This window comes from Flavobacterium psychraerolatum, from assembly GCF_025960985.1.
Taxonomy (GTDB): domain Bacteria; phylum Bacteroidota; class Bacteroidia; order Flavobacteriales; family Flavobacteriaceae; genus Flavobacterium.
The window spans coordinates 21,061-39,030 of the sequence record NZ_JAOQMX010000009.1 but is presented as its reverse complement, the minus strand read 5'-3'; the positions used below and the strand labels follow the sequence as shown (position 1 = coordinate 39,030).

Sequence of the window (17,970 nt, the reverse complement as noted above, 5' to 3'; positions counted from 1 at the left end):
TTTAGTTTTGCTATGTATTTATGTTTTCATTTATTTTCTCCTTCCTTTTTTAATAAAATTTTGATGCAGTCCTTAAAAGTGATCAAATACTAATTCCTTCAGACTAAACGGGGCATGTATTGCTTTCTAAAAATGAATCCTAAAACAATAATCGCTGTTAGCTAGTATTTAGATCATTAATTGTATTTATATCATTTATAAATACACAATTATGAGTTTATAATAATTTTTCTCCCAATAAAAACATAAATTGTTTTCTGTAAAACTAGACAACTTGTTAAAAATAACTATATTTAACCCCTAATTAACGGTACTTGTAACCGTTAAATCAACATTAAAAACACCATAAGAATGCTTTCAGACGAAAAAAAACTTATCCTTTGTGAAAATATTATTAAAACTGAATTGTTTCAAAAGGCCCCTAAAAGCTCTGCTTTACTTAAGTATTTAGTAAAGGCAACTTTGGCTGGTGATTTCTTAAAGGAAGACATTATCGATTTAGAATTTTTTGGTGACAAATCAATATCTGACAAAAACAACCCTAGAGTACGTGTTAATGTATATAATCTTAGAAAAAAAATAGAGTTATATTACAAAACAGATGGTCAAGACATTCAATGGAGATTGATTATTGACAAAGGTCAATACAGTGTACGATTTGAAAAGCTAACCCCAAATACTTCAACTTTAGAAAAAATTAAGTTAAAGAATGTCATTCCATATTTACTCCTAGTGGCTCTTAGTATAATTTTTATTTTTAGTAATTTAAAACCAGAACCACCTGTAGTATGGGAATCATTTTTTAAAAATAAAAAAGCAACGACCCTCATCGTAGGGGATGTTTTTGGAATGACAGGAAAAACTATTACAAATAATGAAGGCTGGACTCGTGATTTCTCCATTAATTCAACAGAAGACTATTATGCTTTTATGGAAAATAATTCAGAATTAAAAGAAATAATTAAACCTGCAAATTACACCTATATAACTAGTATGGGAGTCATAGCAGTACAACATGTGGCAAAATTATTTTACGATCTAAATTCCAACTTTGGTATACGTTTTTCTTCCCATATCTCTGTAGATGATTTAAAAAATGGAAACTTAATATATGTTGGCCAATATATAAATAACACCAAACTAACGTCATTATTTAATAATTTTAACCCTTATTTTAAAATTACAAATCAACATCTGATTGTCAGTGGACATCCAAATTTAAAGGATACTATTTACACCACCTACTTTGGTAAAGAAAGTGAAGATTTCTCTATTGTTTCTAGGTTTAAAGGTCCTGAAAACAATGAATGTTTTATTTTCTTCTCAAATCATGATATGGGGGTAAAAGCTACAATTGAACATTTTACAGACAACGAATTCCTGAAAAAATTTAATAAAGAGCATATGGCTGAAAAGGATAATTTCACTGCTATTTATCAGGTCTATGGTAAAGACAGGACAAACTTAGGATTAAAAAGCATACTAGTTGTACCTTTTTAATTCTTTACAGATCAACTCTTTGGACACACTATATTTATTCGTAAGGTCTTGATCATAGTACTTGGTCTTTAAACTAAATAAAAAACAAGAAAGCCATCAGAAAATATTTTCTGAGGGCTTTCTTGTTTAAAAAAAGAGATTATTATTACACTTAACTATATTAAGGTCGTCAATATAGAAAATTCCAGTTCCTCCCCATTTAGGATTTGTAGAAACTGTTATTCTTAACTTTTCACATGCCTTAGTTAGAACCAATTATTGAGAGAAGTCAATCCATTTTCCTTTTTCTAATTTATCAGTTTTAAAATTGATAGTTATCCTTGGCTTTGAAACTGTTACAATAAACCTTCCTACTTTTAGGTTTTCATCAGCCATAAATTTCAAAGAAAAGATATAAGTTCCTGCACTCAAATTTCCGCCTTCACTACCACTATTATAAACTTGTGAATTTTGACCTTCAATGACAGGTATTCTGGTACAATTGTATTTTAAGCTCTTGCTTACTGAAACTGCTTTATCGCTCGATATTGTAACTGCTTCTTTTAATTTTTTCCAAATTACTCTATTACCATTTCAAAGTCAAAAACTAGTTTTTGAGCGGATATTCTGAATACACTACTATAAATCTAATATAGTTACTACTATTAATTTTATTTTCATCATCGATTCGTTTTAATTGATTGGGTATAAAATATAATTCATAGAATAACGTCTAGACATACTAGACGTTATATGATTTTGCCAATCCCTTATTTCACCACTATTTTTTTAATGGTTTGATTAGCGTCTAATTGTACTTTTACAAAGTAGATTCCAGATGCCAAATTTGAGACTGGAATAATATTGGTTTCCTGAGCTTTTTTTAATTTTTTGACTACTAATCCTAATGCGTTGTATACAATGATTTCACTTCCAACAGGACAATTAATACTAACAAGTTCCGAACTAGGGTTAGGAAAAACTGCTACCTTCCCTATTTCAAACTCTTCAATTCCTAAAACTGAAATATATTCTATATAAAAATCATCTACGTAAAAATTACCATAACCTACTCCATTATATTCCTCTTCCAAAATTTCGATACTAAAATTTTGATCCACTACTGCATTGGGAATGGTAAATTCTTTTGATAAAGTAACCCACTGTCCTTTGGCAACATCTTTAAATCTCCAATCAAGTACATTCTCAATTGGATTGATACTGGTTTTAAAACCCAATAGATCTGCATCTGAATCAATCCATACTTTGACATACATTTTATAATTTCCTTGATTTAAGGAGATCTTTGCCTCCTTGATCATTTCCCCGCAAGTAATTACAAACGGTGTATGTTGTGCACGAACAAAAGTTATTCCTGATTGTAATAAAAACAACAGCACCAAAATTTGATATCGTATGGAAATGATACTTACTTTACTTTTTTTATTTAAATTTTTCATATTACAAATCATTTGTTAGTTCCACATCAATAAACCGAAACAGTCCACAAGGCACATCAATACTCACTGTTGAACCTGTTGGGAAGAATTGTTTTCCATCTACCACATCAATAATTTTTACTGGATTTATGGTATTGAATTTTACTGTAGCCACGCGAGCATCAGGGTTGATATAGCCATTGTCAACCAACGTTAATCGCAAATGTCTTGGAGCCGTTTGAGCAACTACCCAAGCCACATCTCCAGTCACAGTAATTGGAATTTTCTTTGCTCCTGCCTCAATTTCAGCTTTAACGGTTTGATAATAGGTATTCGCATCGTATTTTGTCACCCCATCTGCTGAATAATAGTAATGTCCGTCAGTATAATATTCTTTTAATATATTTTTATACAAAGGGTGCAGATTGTTTTTCATCAAACCTCGTACTGCTGTTACATCAGCCTTTACACCTGCTTGTGGTGGCGTAATCAATACCATTCCGTTTGGATAATTGGGTAAAAAATTCAATCGGCGTTCTTTCATACCTGCTGCGTATTTTGAAAAATCCCAATCGGTTAAAGGGGCACCAGGCCAAGTTCCATTCATTCGACTAAAAACAAAAGAATTAGCATCTTCAAAAGTTGAATCAAAATTAGTTAACCATTTACTTTCCGTACCCTCTTCTAGATAATGAGCATCAGGTTCAAACATACTTAGATGTACAGGTGACAAACTAACTAATTCAGAACGCTTTGGAACAAAAAGTGCTCCTTTAGCTAATAGTATAGGAAACAAATCTGGCTTGGTAAAATTATCATAATATTGAGCTCCACTCGCTGCTGCATAAATCAACTGGCGCAAAAAGTGATTGTCTAAAGTTTGATCTGAAAACTGTCTCAAACGATCAAAACTAGCATTATCTGGTACTGCTCTCGCACCCCAACTACCAACTGCTCCACTTGCCCAAACGCCCATTCTTCCAGCCAAACTCAATTCCATTGTTTTATCCGTAGTCTCTTCCATTGAAGGAACAAAAACGTTTTTAAACTCACCAGAAAGTAATCTTGACCACATCGGTAGATAAATACTACTTTGCCAAAAAATATTTTTGGAACGTATAAATAATTTTAAATTTTTATTTTGCCCATATGTTGCCAATGGATAAAATAAATCATTCAAAACAAATTTAAAATCATCACTATCGTCCCCTAGCTCAGGATAGATTAAAACTGTTTTGCGATCGGCAACTGAATTCGTATTATCAATTACTTTTTGACTAGTTTGCTTACTGAACATATAAGGATCATTACCATGTCCACCCCAGTAAGCAACCCCATTAGTCGTCGTTTTACCAGAAATAAAGCTCAACGCCTGCGCTTCTGTCCAGTCATAAGTTCTACGTCCATCTCTTTTATCTCTGTATTCTAAATTACCCAAATTAGCTCGATCCCATGTTGCTCCATCTTGAGCATGTGAAGTAGAAAACTGAGAAACAAAAGTTGGCGTATTATACAATGTTGTATTTAGACCAATTGTATTGTCATATAATAAATTAACCTCTATTGGATTACGTTCCCAACTAGGTTTTACGAATGTGTTTAATTTGGTCGTTAAGGCTGCTGTATTGTCCAAAATGGTTTGAATTTTCCCAGGTGAAGTGATATTTTTGTATCCCAATTTCCAGTCAGGCTTAGAGGGATCAATGACATGAATATCGCTACCGCCATTTTGATTACTTGCTAGAATAATATTTCCCGTTAACGGGTCTTTCCACATATCATTAAAAGAATACAAGCACTCTAAAACCTCTGCATTAGCAATTGTTTGACCTGGTGATATTAAAATAATATGATTCCCAAATAACACAAAATATTGATAACTTGCACCATTAGGAATAATTTCAGGCTGCACTACACGATATCCAAAACCACCTACTTTATTTCTGATGCTTGAGATATCAAATACTTGTTGCGCTGTAGCTGAATTTAAAGGATCATATTCAAGAAATGCAGAATCATTAATATGGGTACTATTTCCCATCAAAATTTTAGAAGCTCCATTTATTGATACTGTTCGCATTTCCCCTACAGGTTTTCCTGAACTTATTTTAACAGAAGGTGTAATGACCGATGTTCCTAAAACATCAAACAAATACATATTCCCAGTTACTTGCATGCTATTATTTGTTCCTAAAACGGCCAACATATCAGTCCCATCTCCTTTTTTTACTTTTCGAATAAAATTAGCAATATGGACTTTTGTTGGTGCTGTTGCTCCTCCAAAAACTGTATTTACGGAGTAACTTGAGGAAGCTAAAGTTTGTTTAAGAGTACCATTAGCATTTAGATAATAAATATTTTTATCATAACCGCCACAAACTACATACGGAATATTATTTTTACTAACTACACATACAGCATACATAGGTGCTTCATTTTGCTTAAACTGCCATTTGATGGTACCGTCATAATTTAGACAATATAGAGTACCATTAGCATTGGCTGCAAAAATCTCATCAATACCATCACCTGTAATATCTTCACACCAAAGATCATGATTCATAAATCCTGATAATTTATTTTCCCATATTTTCTTCCCATCATAACGAATTCCTAGAACCGTTCCTTCATAACTAGAAGCTACAATATAGGATTTCCCATCCTTAACCGCTGACCTTATTTTAGAAATTGTATAATTGACATCTTTAGTACTTACTGCAATAGCTTCTGAATTAAATTTCAAGCTATATGTACCTGTTGCTACTTTAGTATTATCAAATGACCAATTTGCTGGTTGGTTAGTATTCCAACCTTGGCCTCCACCCTCAAAACCATAGTAGAGATTGTTTACTAAATTGGGGGATGTTTGCGCTTTTATGCTTACTGTACATAAGCTCAATAAAAGAAAAATAGGCCAATAAAAAAATGTGTATTTATATTCCATATCTAATGATTTAAAAAAAAGGTTACAGCATGATAATCATATAATTAGCACGCCATAACCTTTTTCAGATTTTATAAACAAAATGAGAATCTTAAATGGCAGATACCGTAATAGTAAATACTTTCTCGGCTACCCAAACATCTCCAACTTTTACCGCTTCAATAGGCACAACACCTGGATAAACGACCTTCGCATTATAACTATTTTTTAATTTAACTGTAAACGTTCCTTCATTTGGGAACAATACAAATACGGTTGTATCAGAGGTCACTAAACCTTTATTTGGAATAATATAAGGCGTTAAATCTTGTCCCTTTACAAACTTTGGTGATAAATAAGCATTCCCTTCCTGTATAGTCCATTCATGAGATAAAGCTCCTTGAGACAAATCAATGAACGAAATACTTTCACCAGGTTTTACAGTATAAGTAAGCCCATTTGGAATACTAGTATACCATGTAAAATCATTAAAATTAGTTCGAATTGTCTCTTCTTTGGTACAACCTATATTAAAAAGTAATAATAGGCTTGATATGATAATGCTGATCTTTTTCATAGTATATATTATTTTTTTATAGCTGTATTATTGGCATATTCGCTAAATGGTATTGGTAAATAGCTTTGATTTCCTTCATTAAAATTATTTGCTGAAATATCATATTCATAATCAACTGCCAGACTTGGTTTTGTCCCTTTAGTTTTTATTATTGAAGTTAACTTTTTAGTTACATTTTTGTTGGTTACGGTAGATAGATAAGTATAATCTTCAACAAAATAATCATCATTTGCCAATTTTTGAAAGTTACTCGTTAAAATTCCCCATCTACGTAAGTCATTATAACGTATTGCATGACCTTCTGCTGATAGTTCTAATGGTTTTTCAAAATACATCAAACGATCCATAAGAGTTGTAGCGGTATAAGTAACACCATCAAATGTTTTTGAAGCATCATAGCTTACACCCAAAAGTCTCAATCCCCATCTGGCTCTAATTTTATTAATCAAAACAATAGCACCCTGAACATCACCAGTTTTCAACAAACATTCTGCTTGCATTAGATACACATCTGCTAATCTATTTACGGTTACATTTTTACCTGAATAATTCTTATTTACTGGCAAACTATTTTCGGAATCTAAATAGTCATGATTCGTATATTTTTTATAAAACGAATATCCCCAACCTTTTCCGTTGGCAGAAACTTTTACATTATCTGGTACCATTCCTGTTAAATAATAAACTGTTTGCTCATCTTCAATTAAAGTGACCATTGCCGAAGCTCTTAATGGCACATTTCGAAGTGTTTTTACTCCTGCTTTCAAATAATAATTGCGATCATCTTTAACATCCATTACTTCTTTTTTGTAAGCATATGCCAACCAAGTTGGTACATAAAAACTATTCGCTCCAGAATTGGATGTATATACTGCTAAAGGACTTGTCATACTTTGAGCATCAAAAGTTGATAAATCGAGTCTAAACACGTTGTTATATTCAATTTCAAAAATAGATTCTTTATTAAATTCTCCTTTTGTAGTAAATAATAATGACATGTCTGTTACTAGTGAATATCCGTATGCTGAATTTGTTATAATATCATTGAAATAACTTTTAGCATCTACCAATTCATTTTCATACAAGTGGCTAGTTCCCAAAATAGTTGCAGCAGCCCCTTTGGTAGCTCTACCTTTTGCCAATGGCGCATAAGGTAAATTATCAAAAGCAAATTTTAAATCATCTCTAAGAAAAGCAATAACTTCACTTGAACTTGAAAGTGGTGTCGTAAAATCAGATTGGATTTTTGGAACTGAACTTCTTATAATTATACTTCCTTTATTAAATGAAGAATGCAGATAGAAATGAAATAATCCTCTCAAAAAACGAGCTTCTGCCATTTGTTCTGTCCATGCAGCAGTGTTGGTAGCATCAATAGATCCTGCAGATTTAAGGTTATTCAAAGCTTCAATTACTTGATTGGCTCTGTAAACTCCTTTATAACAAGCATTCCAGTGGTCATTAACTCCAGAGGTACCATTATTATAGGTTTGATAATACCAAAAAGTACCATCCCCTTTACTAGTATTTACTGGTCGTCCAAAACCTGGCCATCCCATATCTGATCGTAAAGCATCTTCAGCAATATTTAAAGCAGAAGAATTCAACAAAGAAGAATAAGCAGCGGTTAATCCCTTGTTTGTATCGGTCAAATCTTTCCAATAATTCTCACTTGCGATTAAATTTGGATTTGACTCTGTTAAATAATCTTGGCTACATGAACTTAAAAGTCCCACCATTACGATTACAATATATTTATAATTCAATTTTTTCATAATTGTTATACTTTTAAAAATTAAAATTCAATCCTACTAAATAAAATTTAGCCAATGGATAATTTCCTTTATCTAATCCTCTTGAATTGATTCCTCCACCTATTTCAGGGTCAAAACCAGTATATTTAGTAAAAGTAAAAGGGTTTTGAGCCGTAACATACAATCTGAATTTTGAAACTCCCAAACTAGTTACCAATTTTTTAGGTAAACTATATCCAAAAGTGATGTTTTTTACACGCAAATAAGAACCATCTTCTAACCATTGATCAGTATACCCTTTGTAGTTCGGATGTGATTTGATATCTCCTCTATATGCAGGGATATTTGAATCTGGATTTACAGTTGACCAAGAGTAAACTAAATCTTCACTACGTCCATTACCATATGCTGTAGCTTTGGCTCCATTCATAATTTCTTGACCTAAAGCTGCATATAGATTAAACGATAAATCAAAGCCTTTATAATCTAAATTTAAGTTATACCCTATTTGGTATTTTGCTAGTCCACTACCAGAGTAAACTCTATCTCCATTGGTTATAGCACCATCATTATTGTTATCTTTATAAATTAAATCACCCATTTTTGCAGTAGGTACAATTTTTTGATAATCAGCCAATTTATCTGGGGTATTTGCAATACCATTTGTAGTGAATAAGTAAAAAGCACCAGCTTCATGTCCTTCTGCCAAAACAGTAATTTGAGAATCGGCTTTGGCTCCACTTACTAAGCCACTATCATCTGTAAACAAATAACTTCCTTCGCCATTAATTTTCTTAATTACATTTTGATTTGTTGTGAAGGTCGAATTCATTCTGTAGTTTAATTTGTTAATTTTCCCTTTCAGGCCTACAGCCAATTCAAAACCGCTATTGGTCATATCTCCAATATTATAGATTACTGTAGATCCATCAACTCCACTAGCAGATCCTGGCAGCGTTACTGGAAACAACATTCCGTCTTTACTAGTGTTATAGTATTCAGCAGAAACGGTCACTTTATTTTTAAATAAACCTAAATCAATACCAATGTTATTTTGTTTTGAAGTTTCCCATTTAATAAGTGGATTTGCATACCCATCTTGTGCTAAACCATAATTTAAAGTACCTCCAAAAACATAATCATAACCAGGAGTAATATTTCCAGAATATTGATAAGATGGAATACTTTCATTACCTACTGTTCCACTACTCAAACGTACTTTAAAGTTATTTACCACACCTTTCATTTTTGACCAAAAAGCCTCATCTGAGACATTCCAAGCTAGTGCAACAGATGGAAAAGTTCCATATCTATTTTTTTCACCAAAACGAGTAGAACCATCACGACGAATACTAGAGCTTATCAAGTATTTTCCTTTATAATCATACTGAAATCTTGTAATAAAACCAGTCAATTTACGAACCTCATCTGGTCCTGAACTCACTTCGGGTCTATTTGTTGTTCCGTTAAGTACTTGAACTGCATTATCCAATACACCAAACTTCTGAGCAGAAAACTGCTCTGTGTTGTACTGCTCTCTTGTGTAAGCAACCATAATTCCAAAATTATGATCTCCAAGTGATTTTTTATAATTAATCGCACTTGTCCAAACCAAAGAAGACTTGATTTGGGAATCATTTTGAACACTACTATTATCAGATCTACCAGAATCTGCTCCACTTGCAAAAATGATAGGTTGGTAACGTACAAAACGTTTTCTATAACTATTAGATTGATTAAAACCTATTTGAGACGAGACATTTAGCCCTTTGGCTAATTCATATCCTAAATTAAAATTTGCTAATGATTTAGCCGATTTTGTGATATCGGAGTTATTGAAACTTGCCAAGACATTCCCAAGACTATTTAAGTCTTGTGCATTATCTTCACTCAATATTGGACCATCTAGGTTATCAAAATCAATACTTGCCTGAGTAGGTTTGTATTTCAATAATTGATTTACCGCTCCACTTGCTCCTCTACTGGTTTGTTCTTGATAAACTCCTACACTAGCGTTGATTTTCCATTTACCTTTATTGTAATTTGCATTTGCTCTAGTATTAAAACGTTGAAAACTAGTATTACGCACTACTCCTGTTTTATCATATAAATTGGTAGAAATACTATACGTTAAATCCTTGGTTCCACCAGATAGGTTTAAATTATAATTTTGCGTTTTAGCATTATCTACAAACAAAAGATCTGTTAATTTAGTGTCATTTTGAAACCCAGAAGGTGTCTTATCTAAGTTTAAAGCAAAAAGGTCATCTGCTGTCCCTGGAGATAAATTTCTATTATAAATCATGTCAAAATACGTTTGTTGTGCCGTATTCATCAAAGCAATTCCTCCTTTTACTTTCTCATAACCAATACTTCCGTCCAAACGTACTTGCATGGTACCTGCTTTTCCTTGCTTTGTTGTGATTAAGATAACTCCTGCAGCTCCACGTGTACCATAAATTGCAGCCGATGCAGCATCCTTTAAGACATCTATAGACTCTACATCATTTGGACTTATTCCTGGATCTCCTTCTTGTGGAACACCATCGACAACAAACAAAGGAGTATTGGAACCTGATACAGAGGTAACCCCTCTAATTAAAATCTCTGAAGTTCCTCCAGGTTCTGAAGAAGTTACGATATTTACTCCGGAAATTTGACCTTGCATCGCACTACCTAAATCTGGAGTAACAAAATTTTCAATATCACTTGCTTTCAAACTTGATACCGCCCCTGTTACTTCCTTTTTCTTTACGGTTCCATACCCAATTACTACTACTTCATCCAAGTCTTGACTACTCGATTTCAAAACAACATTCAAAAACTTGCTCGTTACTGCAGCATTTTTAGTCATCATTCCGATATAGCTAACCGAAATCATGTCACCCATTTTTGCTTTAATGGCATATTCTCCATCAAAATTGGTAACAGTACCTTTTGTAGTTCCTTTAATTATAACTGTAGCTCCGGGAATAGGCATTCCATCATCGGCACTTTTAATAACACCTTGAACGGTAATTTCTTGAGCTTTGGCTGTAGTTGTACAGAAAAGTGCAAGCAAAACAATCATTAGAAAACCCGAAGTTTTTCCTATTGACATCATTTTTTCTTTTATTCTCATTTGATTAATTTTTGATTAATGGCAGTATATTTATCTTTTATTTTATATAAAATAGCTGTAGCTTTTTTAGCTGCTATACCTCTCGTATTTAATATTAAAAATGAATAACATTCGTTACTATTTTCTAATAAATAATTTTCGCTTTAAGACTCTTACGTAGAGTTCAAAAACTCTTTTTTAAATTGGATAACTTTCATTAGTTAGTTTTTAGTTAGTTTAAAAATTATGCTCTTTTTTTCATTCTCACCTTGCCAATCCTTTATTTTACTAATAGGACAACTATCACTACGAATACCTTAAATATTTTCGGTATTAATTTTACAAATAATAAAAATCATTAGTTTAATCTACTATATTCGCAATTATAACAATAATGTAAAGGTTAAAATAATCTTAATAAAAAATGTTCTTTTCCGTAAATAACTTGTCTCCATGAGTAAACCATCAAAATGAAAGGCGCGAGAAAAAGAACTAAAACATTAACAAACAATACATTATAATTCATAATAATAAATAAATACCTTAACAATAACAACTCTAAATATATGTTAAAAATAAGAATTATGACTAAATTACCATAAAAATCAAAGGTATAAAAAAACAGGTTGCTTCACAAATAGTGAAACAACCTGTTTTTTTTTAATAACTATTTCAATCTAAAATTGGCTTTGAAACGTAAAATCAAATTCAGTCAAAATGTAATATACTAATCGACAACTGAGTTTGGAGGTAAAGGAACATGGTTTGAATGACGCCATTTGACTAACTCTGCTAACAGCTTTTTCGTTACCTTTTTGTTGCTTTCTGCAATATTATTTGCTTCTAATGGATCTTTAGACAAGTCATATAATTCTAATTTCCCATCTGCTAAAAATTGGATTAATTTGAATTCTTTTTTTCTAATAACCGAACAAGTACCATGTTTATACTGACTCGAAACTTGTAAAAATATTGGACGCTTAACAAAAAATTTAGTGTCTTTTTTAAATTCTGGTGTAATTGAATTTCCGTCCAAAATTCCATTATAATCTTTAATACCTGCAACATCCATAAAGGTAGGAAAGAAGTCCAAAACTGAAATCGCTACATCAGTTCTCCTAGCGTTTACTTTTCCTTTCCAATTCACCAATGTAGGTACTTTAATCCCTCCTTCATAAATATATCCTTTGGAATCTCTAAGCAGATTATTCGTACTAGGTCCTTCATTTTGCCCATTGTCAGATGTAACAATAATCATTGTATTCTCTCTTAAATTATTTTTATCCAAATAATCAATGACTCTTTGAATATTTTGATCCACAGATTCTACCATGGTCGCATATTCAACCATTGTTTGACGTCTTTTTCCTAAACCTTGTCCCATAATAGGGTCTCCTTCTTTATTTGAATATTTATCCAACGATTCTTGATTACGTGCTACAATAGGATTGTGAACGGCATAAAAATCTAAGTTGATCAAAAACGGTTCCTTTTTATGCGCTTCCATAAATTCTAATGCTTCATCAGTTAAACGGTCGGTCAGCCATTCATCACCTTTTTTAGTTTCAATAAACGGATTACTAAAAGGTGCCTTATATCCTTTTGTTTCACTTTTATACCCTCCTAATTCAAAGGCTGGGTCTCCTCTAAAAGTTCCACCTACATTTTTCAAGAAACCTCTACCTTCAGGATAATACTGCTGTACTTCCTTTGATTTGTGAAGCGCAACCCAATCATAATTACCTGGATCAGGCTGTCCCAATCTCTTCGTTAAAGGATAGTGCATGTTTAATTCATTCAAAGGGTCTGGTCCCACAATGTGCCATTTCCCCAAATGAATTGATTTGTATCCCGCTTCTGCTAATGGTTCTGCATAAATAGGATGTTCTCTACCAACAGTCCATCGTGAAAAAATATTTTCTTGATCAGTTCCTTTTTCTAAAACAGGAACTGTATAAATACCCGTTCTAAAAGATTGTTTACCAGTAAAAATAGCCGTTCTAGAAGGCGAACAGGTAGGATAAGTATACGAATTATCAAATACTAAACTCTCCTTGGCTAATTTATCCAAGTTAGGAGTTTCATAAAATTTGGAACCATTAAATCCCACATCTCCATACCCCAAATCATCTACTACAATAAATACTATATTTGGTTTTTGCGTTTGAGCCTGTGTGACCGTAAGTCCAATAATTAAGGTTATTCCGTAAATTAATTTATTCATCGCTATCTTTTTTTGGTTAATTATTTGTTTTCATAACAAAATACGACTTTTGTCTCTTTTTTAATGTTCTCACTAATTAATAGTTTGTATCCCTTAGTAAACAAAAGACTATTATTTACTAAATTGCTATCACAAAGTCAGGTTTATGATTTTTTTCGTCTAATCTTACTAAATTATTAAATAGTATGCGCTTACTCCTATTATATGTACTCTTAAGTTTCAATCTAACAATCTTTGCACAAGATAGCGTTTCGACTGTATTAAAAAAACACAATAATCAATCAGTGCCTTATGTCAAAGCAACTGAATTAAAAAAATCTAATTTTATCATTCTAGATAGCCGTGAACCCAAAGAATACCAAGTAAGCCACATTCCAAATGCAATACATGTAGGTTTTGATCATTTTCAAACCGAAAAAATCACTCATTTAATTAAAAACCGAAAAACTCCTATTCTCGTATATTGTTCTATAGGGGTTCGTTCGGAGAAAATTGGAGAAAAATTACAAAACCTAGGTTATACAAACGTTCACAATCTTTATGGTGGGATTTTTGAGTATAAAAATAATGGTGGTACAGTTGTCAACCAAAAAAATAATGCGACAGACAGCATACATACTTATAACAAAGAGTGGAGTGTTTACCTAAAAAAAGGAATTAAAATCTATGAAAACTAATGCCTTACTAATATTTACCCGAAACCCGACCCTAGGAAAAGTAAAAACCAGATTAGCAAAATCTATTGGGGACGAGAAAGCGTTGGAAGTCTACAAAGACTTGTTGCAACACACTATGCTACAAACGCAGTATTTGGACTGTGACAAATATGTTTTTTATGATAGTCAAATTATCGAAGATGATATTTGGGACAATGAAATTTATAACAAAAAGCTACAAGCTGACGGCGATTTAGGTCAAAGGATGAAAGCTGCTTTTGAGACACTATTTGCGCTAGGTCACGAAAAATGTATCATTGTGGGGAGTGATTTATTCGATCTACAAACTATTGATATCAAACATGCCTTTCATGCGATGGACTATAACGAAATTGCCATTGGACCCGCACAAGATGGTGGTTATTACCTCCTAGGATTACAGAAAATATTTCCTTCGATTTTTAAAAATAAACAATGGGGAACTTCCTCTGTACTTGCAGACACCTTGAATGACCTGCCTTTACATCACGTATACTTACTCAAGACCTTAAACGATATCGATACGATTGAGGATTTAGAAAAAAGTAATTATCAATTAAAATAAATGGAAAATTACGGCCACATACTTTTAGAATCTTACCAAGGATATTTCAATTATTTAAAAAACGAAATACTTTTCCCGAACTGGGACAACTACTTCTATGGATTAATTATCATTTCGTTAACCGTTTGGGTATTGGAATTGCTTTTTCCATGGCGAAAAGACCAAAAAATACTGCGTAAAGATTTTTGGTTGGACTTGTTTTATTTGTTCTTCAATTTCTTCTTGCTCAACCTTATTTTACTCATAGCTTTATCTAATGTAACTGCTCAGGTGCTCAACGATCTGCTGGGACTCGTAGGCCTTCAATTGACCTCCATTCAGTTATTTTCAATTTCAGATCTTCCGGCTCCATTATCACTTTTTATATTTTTCATCATCAGTGATTTTATTCAGTGGAACGTGCACCGCCTATTACACGCGGTCCCCTTTTTATGGAAAATTCATCAAACGCATCACAGTATCAAAGAGATGGGTTTTGCTGCGCACTTTAGATACAACTGGATGGAACCTATTGTGTACAAATCCATTTTATATATTCCGATTATCATTATTGGTGGTGTAGACATTCAAGATGTTTTTATCGTACACTTTATTACTATCGCAATTGGTCACCTCAACCACGCCAATATTGGTTGGGATTATGGATATTTAAAATACATTTTGAACAACCCGAAAATGCACATTTGGCACCACAGCAAAAAAATGCCAACCAAATATGGTGTGAATTTCGGAATATCATTAAGTCTTTGGGATTACCTTTTTGGCACCCATTATATCCCGAGTGACGGAAAAGATATTGAGCTCGGTTTTGCTAATGACAACCATTTTCCAGACGACTTTTTGGAGCAAGAATTCTACCCTCTTAAAAAATAATATTTTTTTTCTGTCAGGAAAGCCAAACTTCATCGACGGTTCTTACGTACATACTTAAAAACACAATCATGAAAAAAATAATTATAGCCCTGCTTTTTAGCCCAGCTTTCCTTTTTGCAAATGAAATTGCAACTGTTCAAAATAATACTGTAGATCAAGAAATAACAATTGCTAACCTAGCAAGAAATGTAGACCATACAAAATGGAATACCTTATTGAAGAAAAATGTATCAAGTACAGGTAAAGTAAATTATAAAGGATTTTTAAGAGATAAAAAAAAATTGGAATCTTATCTTGATTTACTTGAGGCCAACATACCAAACTCCTCTTGGAGCCGTAATGCAACTTTGTCTTACTGGATTAATGTGTACAATGCCTACACTGTAAAATTAATTGTGGACAATTATCCTGTAAAGAGTATTAAAGAAATTAGCAATCCTTGGGGTAAAAAATTCTTTAAACTTGGAGGGAAATCATATAGCTTGGAGCAAGTAGAGCACGAAATCCTTAGAAAAATGGGAGAGCCTAGAATACATTTCGCTATTAACTGTGCCTCATATTCTTGTCCAAATTTATTAAATGAAGCTTATACTGAAGCAAAACTAAGCAAACAACTTGCAGCCGTTGCCAAAGATTTCATTAACGACAAAACTAAAAATACAATTACAGCTTCAAGCATTGAAATTTCAGAAATTTTCAATTGGTTTGGTGGTGATTTCAAAACCAAAGGATCTATTATTGATTTCTTAAACCAATACAGTACTATTAAAATTAATTCAAAAGCAAAAATTTCTTTCAAAGATTACAATTGGAATTTAAATGAATAAAATCTCTATAATCATACCTATCTATAACGAAGCTGACACTATTCAGTCGGCTTTGTTGTATCTAGAACGTATGGTTTCAAAAACGATTCCTTATGAGATTATTGTAGTTGATGGAGGCAGTACAGACTGCTCTACTCAAAAAGTACAACAAGTGCAAAACATACAATTGATTTCTTCGCCAAAAGGTAGAGCCAAACAATTGAATGCAGGAGCCAAAGCAGCATCTGGTAAACTACTGTATTTTTTGCATTGCGATAGTATACCACCAAAGAATTTTGATAAAGCAATCTTTCAACAGTTTAAAAATGGAACAAATGCCGGTTGTTTTCGAATGAAATTTGACCTTAAACATCCTCTTTTATTGGCTTCTCAATGGTTTACTCGTTTCAACCACATCAGTTGTAGAGGCGGCGATCAATCGTTATTTGTATCTAAAAAATTGTTTGATGAAATTGGTGGATTTAATGAAGATTACACCATTTATGAAGACAATGAAATTATTGAAAGACTTTATATCAAAAAGCAATTTGTAGTCATCCCACAATATGTAATTACATCGGCTAGAAAATACCAACAAAATGGTGTTTGGAAATTGCAATTCCATTTTATCATCATCCATCTCAAAAGAAAATTGGGATTTCCATTGGCACATTTGCAAACTTATTATCGAAAAAATATTATCTAATTATAGTACACAACAATGAATTTATTAAAACAAACAAGTCTATCCGTTTTCGCCTTATCATTTGCTTTCATGGGATGTAAATCTCCAGAAAAAGAAGCCTCTTTTGTAACGAAAGCAGAGAAGGCACATCAAAAAGAAATTTTCAAAAATCAAGATGCATTACAATTTGATATCAAAATAGAATTTGGCGGTCAAGAAAGAATGGACGGTACTATGACATTGTTAACTAATTCTAGCAAAGGCTTAATCGAATTAAAAGACGGTTCAAAAATCATATACGACAAAGATAAAGTGTTCTATTCTCCAAATCTACCTTCAGAAAAATCAGTTCGCTTTGATGCGTATACTTGGGCTTACTTTTTTATGTTTCCTTATAAAATGAGTGATGGCGGTACTATTTGGACACCTTATGATAATAAAGGAACTAACAAAGACTTATTTGAAACTCAAAAACTAACCTTCGAGTCGGGTACAGGAGATGCACCAGACGATTGGTACGTAGTGTACAGTAATAAAGAAACTCATTTGATAGAAAAATTGGCCTATATTGTTACTATTAAAACTAAAAAAGAAGATGCTGAGAAACAACCTCACGGTATTCAATATAAAAAATTTGAAACAGTAGACGGGGTTCCTTTTGCAACCGAATGGCAATTTTGTTCTTGGAACGAAAAAGACGAATTTGGAGAAACTATTGGAAATGCAAGTTTATCTAATATTAAATTCATCACCGTAACAGCCGATACTTTTACTCCGGGAAAAGATTTCAAAACTATTTAAAGAAATCAAGCAGTAGTGAAGTAATGTTTACTTGGTACTGATCCAAAAT

13 protein-coding genes are annotated in these 17,970 nt (G+C 32.5%); 7 read left to right on the top strand and 6 right to left on the bottom strand.

Annotation, left to right across the window (positions count from 1 at the left end):
• Positions 1 to 351 precede the first annotated feature (351 nt).
• A complete protein-coding gene (locus M2326_RS05395) occupies positions 352 to 1,500 on the top strand; it encodes a helix-turn-helix domain-containing protein (RefSeq protein WP_264618530.1) in 1,149 nt (382 codons plus the stop codon).
• A gap of 749 nt (positions 1,501 to 2,249) precedes the next feature.
• Here the strand turns inward: M2326_RS05395 and M2326_RS05390 are convergent.
• The 6 genes from M2326_RS05390 to M2326_RS05365 all read right to left on the bottom strand — a co-directional run bounded on the left by M2326_RS05390 (position 2,250) and on the right by M2326_RS05365 (position 13,496).
• Positions 2,250 to 2,939, bottom strand: a complete 690-nt coding sequence (locus M2326_RS05390; protein ID WP_264618529.1) for a T9SS type A sorting domain-containing protein — start codon at positions 2,937 to 2,939, stop codon at positions 2,250 to 2,252.
• Position 2,940: 1 nt separating this feature from the next.
• The gene (locus M2326_RS05385) at positions 2,941 to 5,862 is read right to left on the bottom strand and encodes an outer membrane protein assembly factor BamB family protein (protein ID WP_264618528.1); all 2,922 of its coding nucleotides are present in this window, start codon (positions 5,860 to 5,862) and stop codon (positions 2,941 to 2,943) included.
• Between the two features lie 91 nt (positions 5,863 to 5,953).
• Positions 5,954 to 6,418 carry a hypothetical protein gene (locus tag M2326_RS05380; protein ID WP_264618527.1) on the bottom strand — a complete coding sequence of 155 codons (465 nt, stop codon included), beginning with the start codon at positions 6,416 to 6,418 and terminating at the stop codon, positions 5,954 to 5,956.
• A gap of 8 nt (positions 6,419 to 6,426) precedes the next feature.
• Positions 6,427 to 8,193 (bottom strand): RagB/SusD family nutrient uptake outer membrane protein, encoded by a 1,767-nt coding sequence (locus M2326_RS05375; protein ID WP_264618526.1) that lies wholly within the window; start codon positions 8,191 to 8,193, stop codon positions 6,427 to 6,429.
• A gap of 13 nt (positions 8,194 to 8,206) precedes the next feature.
• On the bottom strand, positions 8,207 to 11,293 hold the full coding sequence (locus M2326_RS05370; RefSeq protein ID WP_264618525.1) for a SusC/RagA family TonB-linked outer membrane protein: 3,087 nt from the start codon (positions 11,291 to 11,293) through the stop codon (positions 8,207 to 8,209).
• Positions 11,294 to 11,999: 706 nt separating this feature from the next.
• Positions 12,000 to 13,496 (bottom strand): sulfatase, encoded by a 1,497-nt coding sequence (locus M2326_RS05365; RefSeq protein WP_264618524.1) that lies wholly within the window; start codon positions 13,494 to 13,496, stop codon positions 12,000 to 12,002.
• Positions 13,497 to 13,681: 185 nt separating this feature from the next.
• Here M2326_RS05365 and M2326_RS05360 point away from each other — a divergent pair, with 185 nt between their 5' ends.
• The 6 genes from M2326_RS05360 (at position 13,682) to M2326_RS05335 (ending at position 17,921) form a co-directional block, all read left to right on the top strand.
• On the top strand, positions 13,682 to 14,173 hold the full coding sequence (locus M2326_RS05360) for a rhodanese-like domain-containing protein (RefSeq protein WP_264618523.1): 492 nt from the start codon (positions 13,682 to 13,684) through the stop codon (positions 14,171 to 14,173).
• Positions 14,163 to 14,756, top strand: coding sequence for a TIGR04282 family arsenosugar biosynthesis glycosyltransferase (locus M2326_RS05355; RefSeq protein ID WP_264618522.1), 594 nt, complete (start codon positions 14,163 to 14,165; stop codon positions 14,754 to 14,756). The genes M2326_RS05360 and M2326_RS05355 overlap by 11 nt, the downstream gene beginning before the upstream one ends.
• Positions 14,757 to 15,629, top strand: a complete 873-nt coding sequence (locus tag M2326_RS05350) for a sterol desaturase family protein (protein WP_264618521.1) — start codon at positions 14,757 to 14,759, stop codon at positions 15,627 to 15,629.
• Between the two features lie 68 nt (positions 15,630 to 15,697).
• Positions 15,698 to 16,456, top strand: a complete 759-nt coding sequence (locus M2326_RS05345) for a DUF547 domain-containing protein (protein ID WP_264618520.1) — start codon at positions 15,698 to 15,700, stop codon at positions 16,454 to 16,456.
• Complete coding sequence (locus M2326_RS05340; protein ID WP_264618519.1) at positions 16,449 to 17,141, top strand: TIGR04283 family arsenosugar biosynthesis glycosyltransferase; 693 nt, start codon at positions 16,449 to 16,451, stop codon at positions 17,139 to 17,141. Before M2326_RS05345 ends, M2326_RS05340 begins: the two co-directional genes overlap by 8 nt.
• A gap of 15 nt (positions 17,142 to 17,156) precedes the next feature.
• Entirely contained in the window at positions 17,157 to 17,921 is a 765-nt protein-coding gene (locus M2326_RS05335) for a hypothetical protein (RefSeq protein ID WP_264618518.1), read from the top strand.
• Positions 17,922 to 17,970: the final 49 nt, after the last annotated feature.

Excerpts from the sequence above, each read along its gene's own strand:
- M2326_RS05390 (WP_264618529.1), bottom strand. The coding sequence starts at position 2,939 with ATGAAAAATTTAAATAAAAAAAGTAAAGTAAGTATCATTTCCATACGA.
- M2326_RS05350 (WP_264618521.1), top strand. The coding sequence starts at position 14,757 with ATGGAAAATTACGGCCACATACTTTTAGAATCTTACCAAGGATATTTC.
- M2326_RS05395 (WP_264618530.1), top strand. The coding sequence starts at position 352 with ATGCTTTCAGACGAAAAAAAACTTATCCTTTGTGAAAATATTATTAAA.
- M2326_RS05335 (WP_264618518.1), top strand. The coding sequence starts at position 17,157 with ATGAATTTATTAAAACAAACAAGTCTATCCGTTTTCGCCTTATCATTT.
- M2326_RS05385 (WP_264618528.1), bottom strand. The coding sequence starts at position 5,862 with ATGGAATATAAATACACATTTTTTTATTGGCCTATTTTTCTTTTATTG.
- M2326_RS05375 (WP_264618526.1), bottom strand. The coding sequence starts at position 8,193 with ATGAAAAAATTGAATTATAAATATATTGTAATCGTAATGGTGGGACTT.
- M2326_RS05365 (WP_264618524.1), bottom strand. The coding sequence starts at position 13,496 with ATGAATAAATTAATTTACGGAATAACCTTAATTATTGGACTTACGGTC.
- M2326_RS05355 (WP_264618522.1), top strand. The coding sequence starts at position 14,163 with ATGAAAACTAATGCCTTACTAATATTTACCCGAAACCCGACCCTAGGA.
- M2326_RS05340 (WP_264618519.1), top strand. The coding sequence starts at position 16,449 with ATGAATAAAATCTCTATAATCATACCTATCTATAACGAAGCTGACACT.
- M2326_RS05380 (WP_264618527.1), bottom strand. The coding sequence starts at position 6,418 with ATGAAAAAGATCAGCATTATCATATCAAGCCTATTATTACTTTTTAAT.
- M2326_RS05345 (WP_264618520.1), top strand. The coding sequence starts at position 15,698 with ATGAAAAAAATAATTATAGCCCTGCTTTTTAGCCCAGCTTTCCTTTTT.
- M2326_RS05360 (WP_264618523.1), top strand. The coding sequence starts at position 13,682 with ATGCGCTTACTCCTATTATATGTACTCTTAAGTTTCAATCTAACAATC.
- M2326_RS05370 (WP_264618525.1), bottom strand. The coding sequence starts at position 11,293 with ATGAGAATAAAAGAAAAAATGATGTCAATAGGAAAAACTTCGGGTTTT.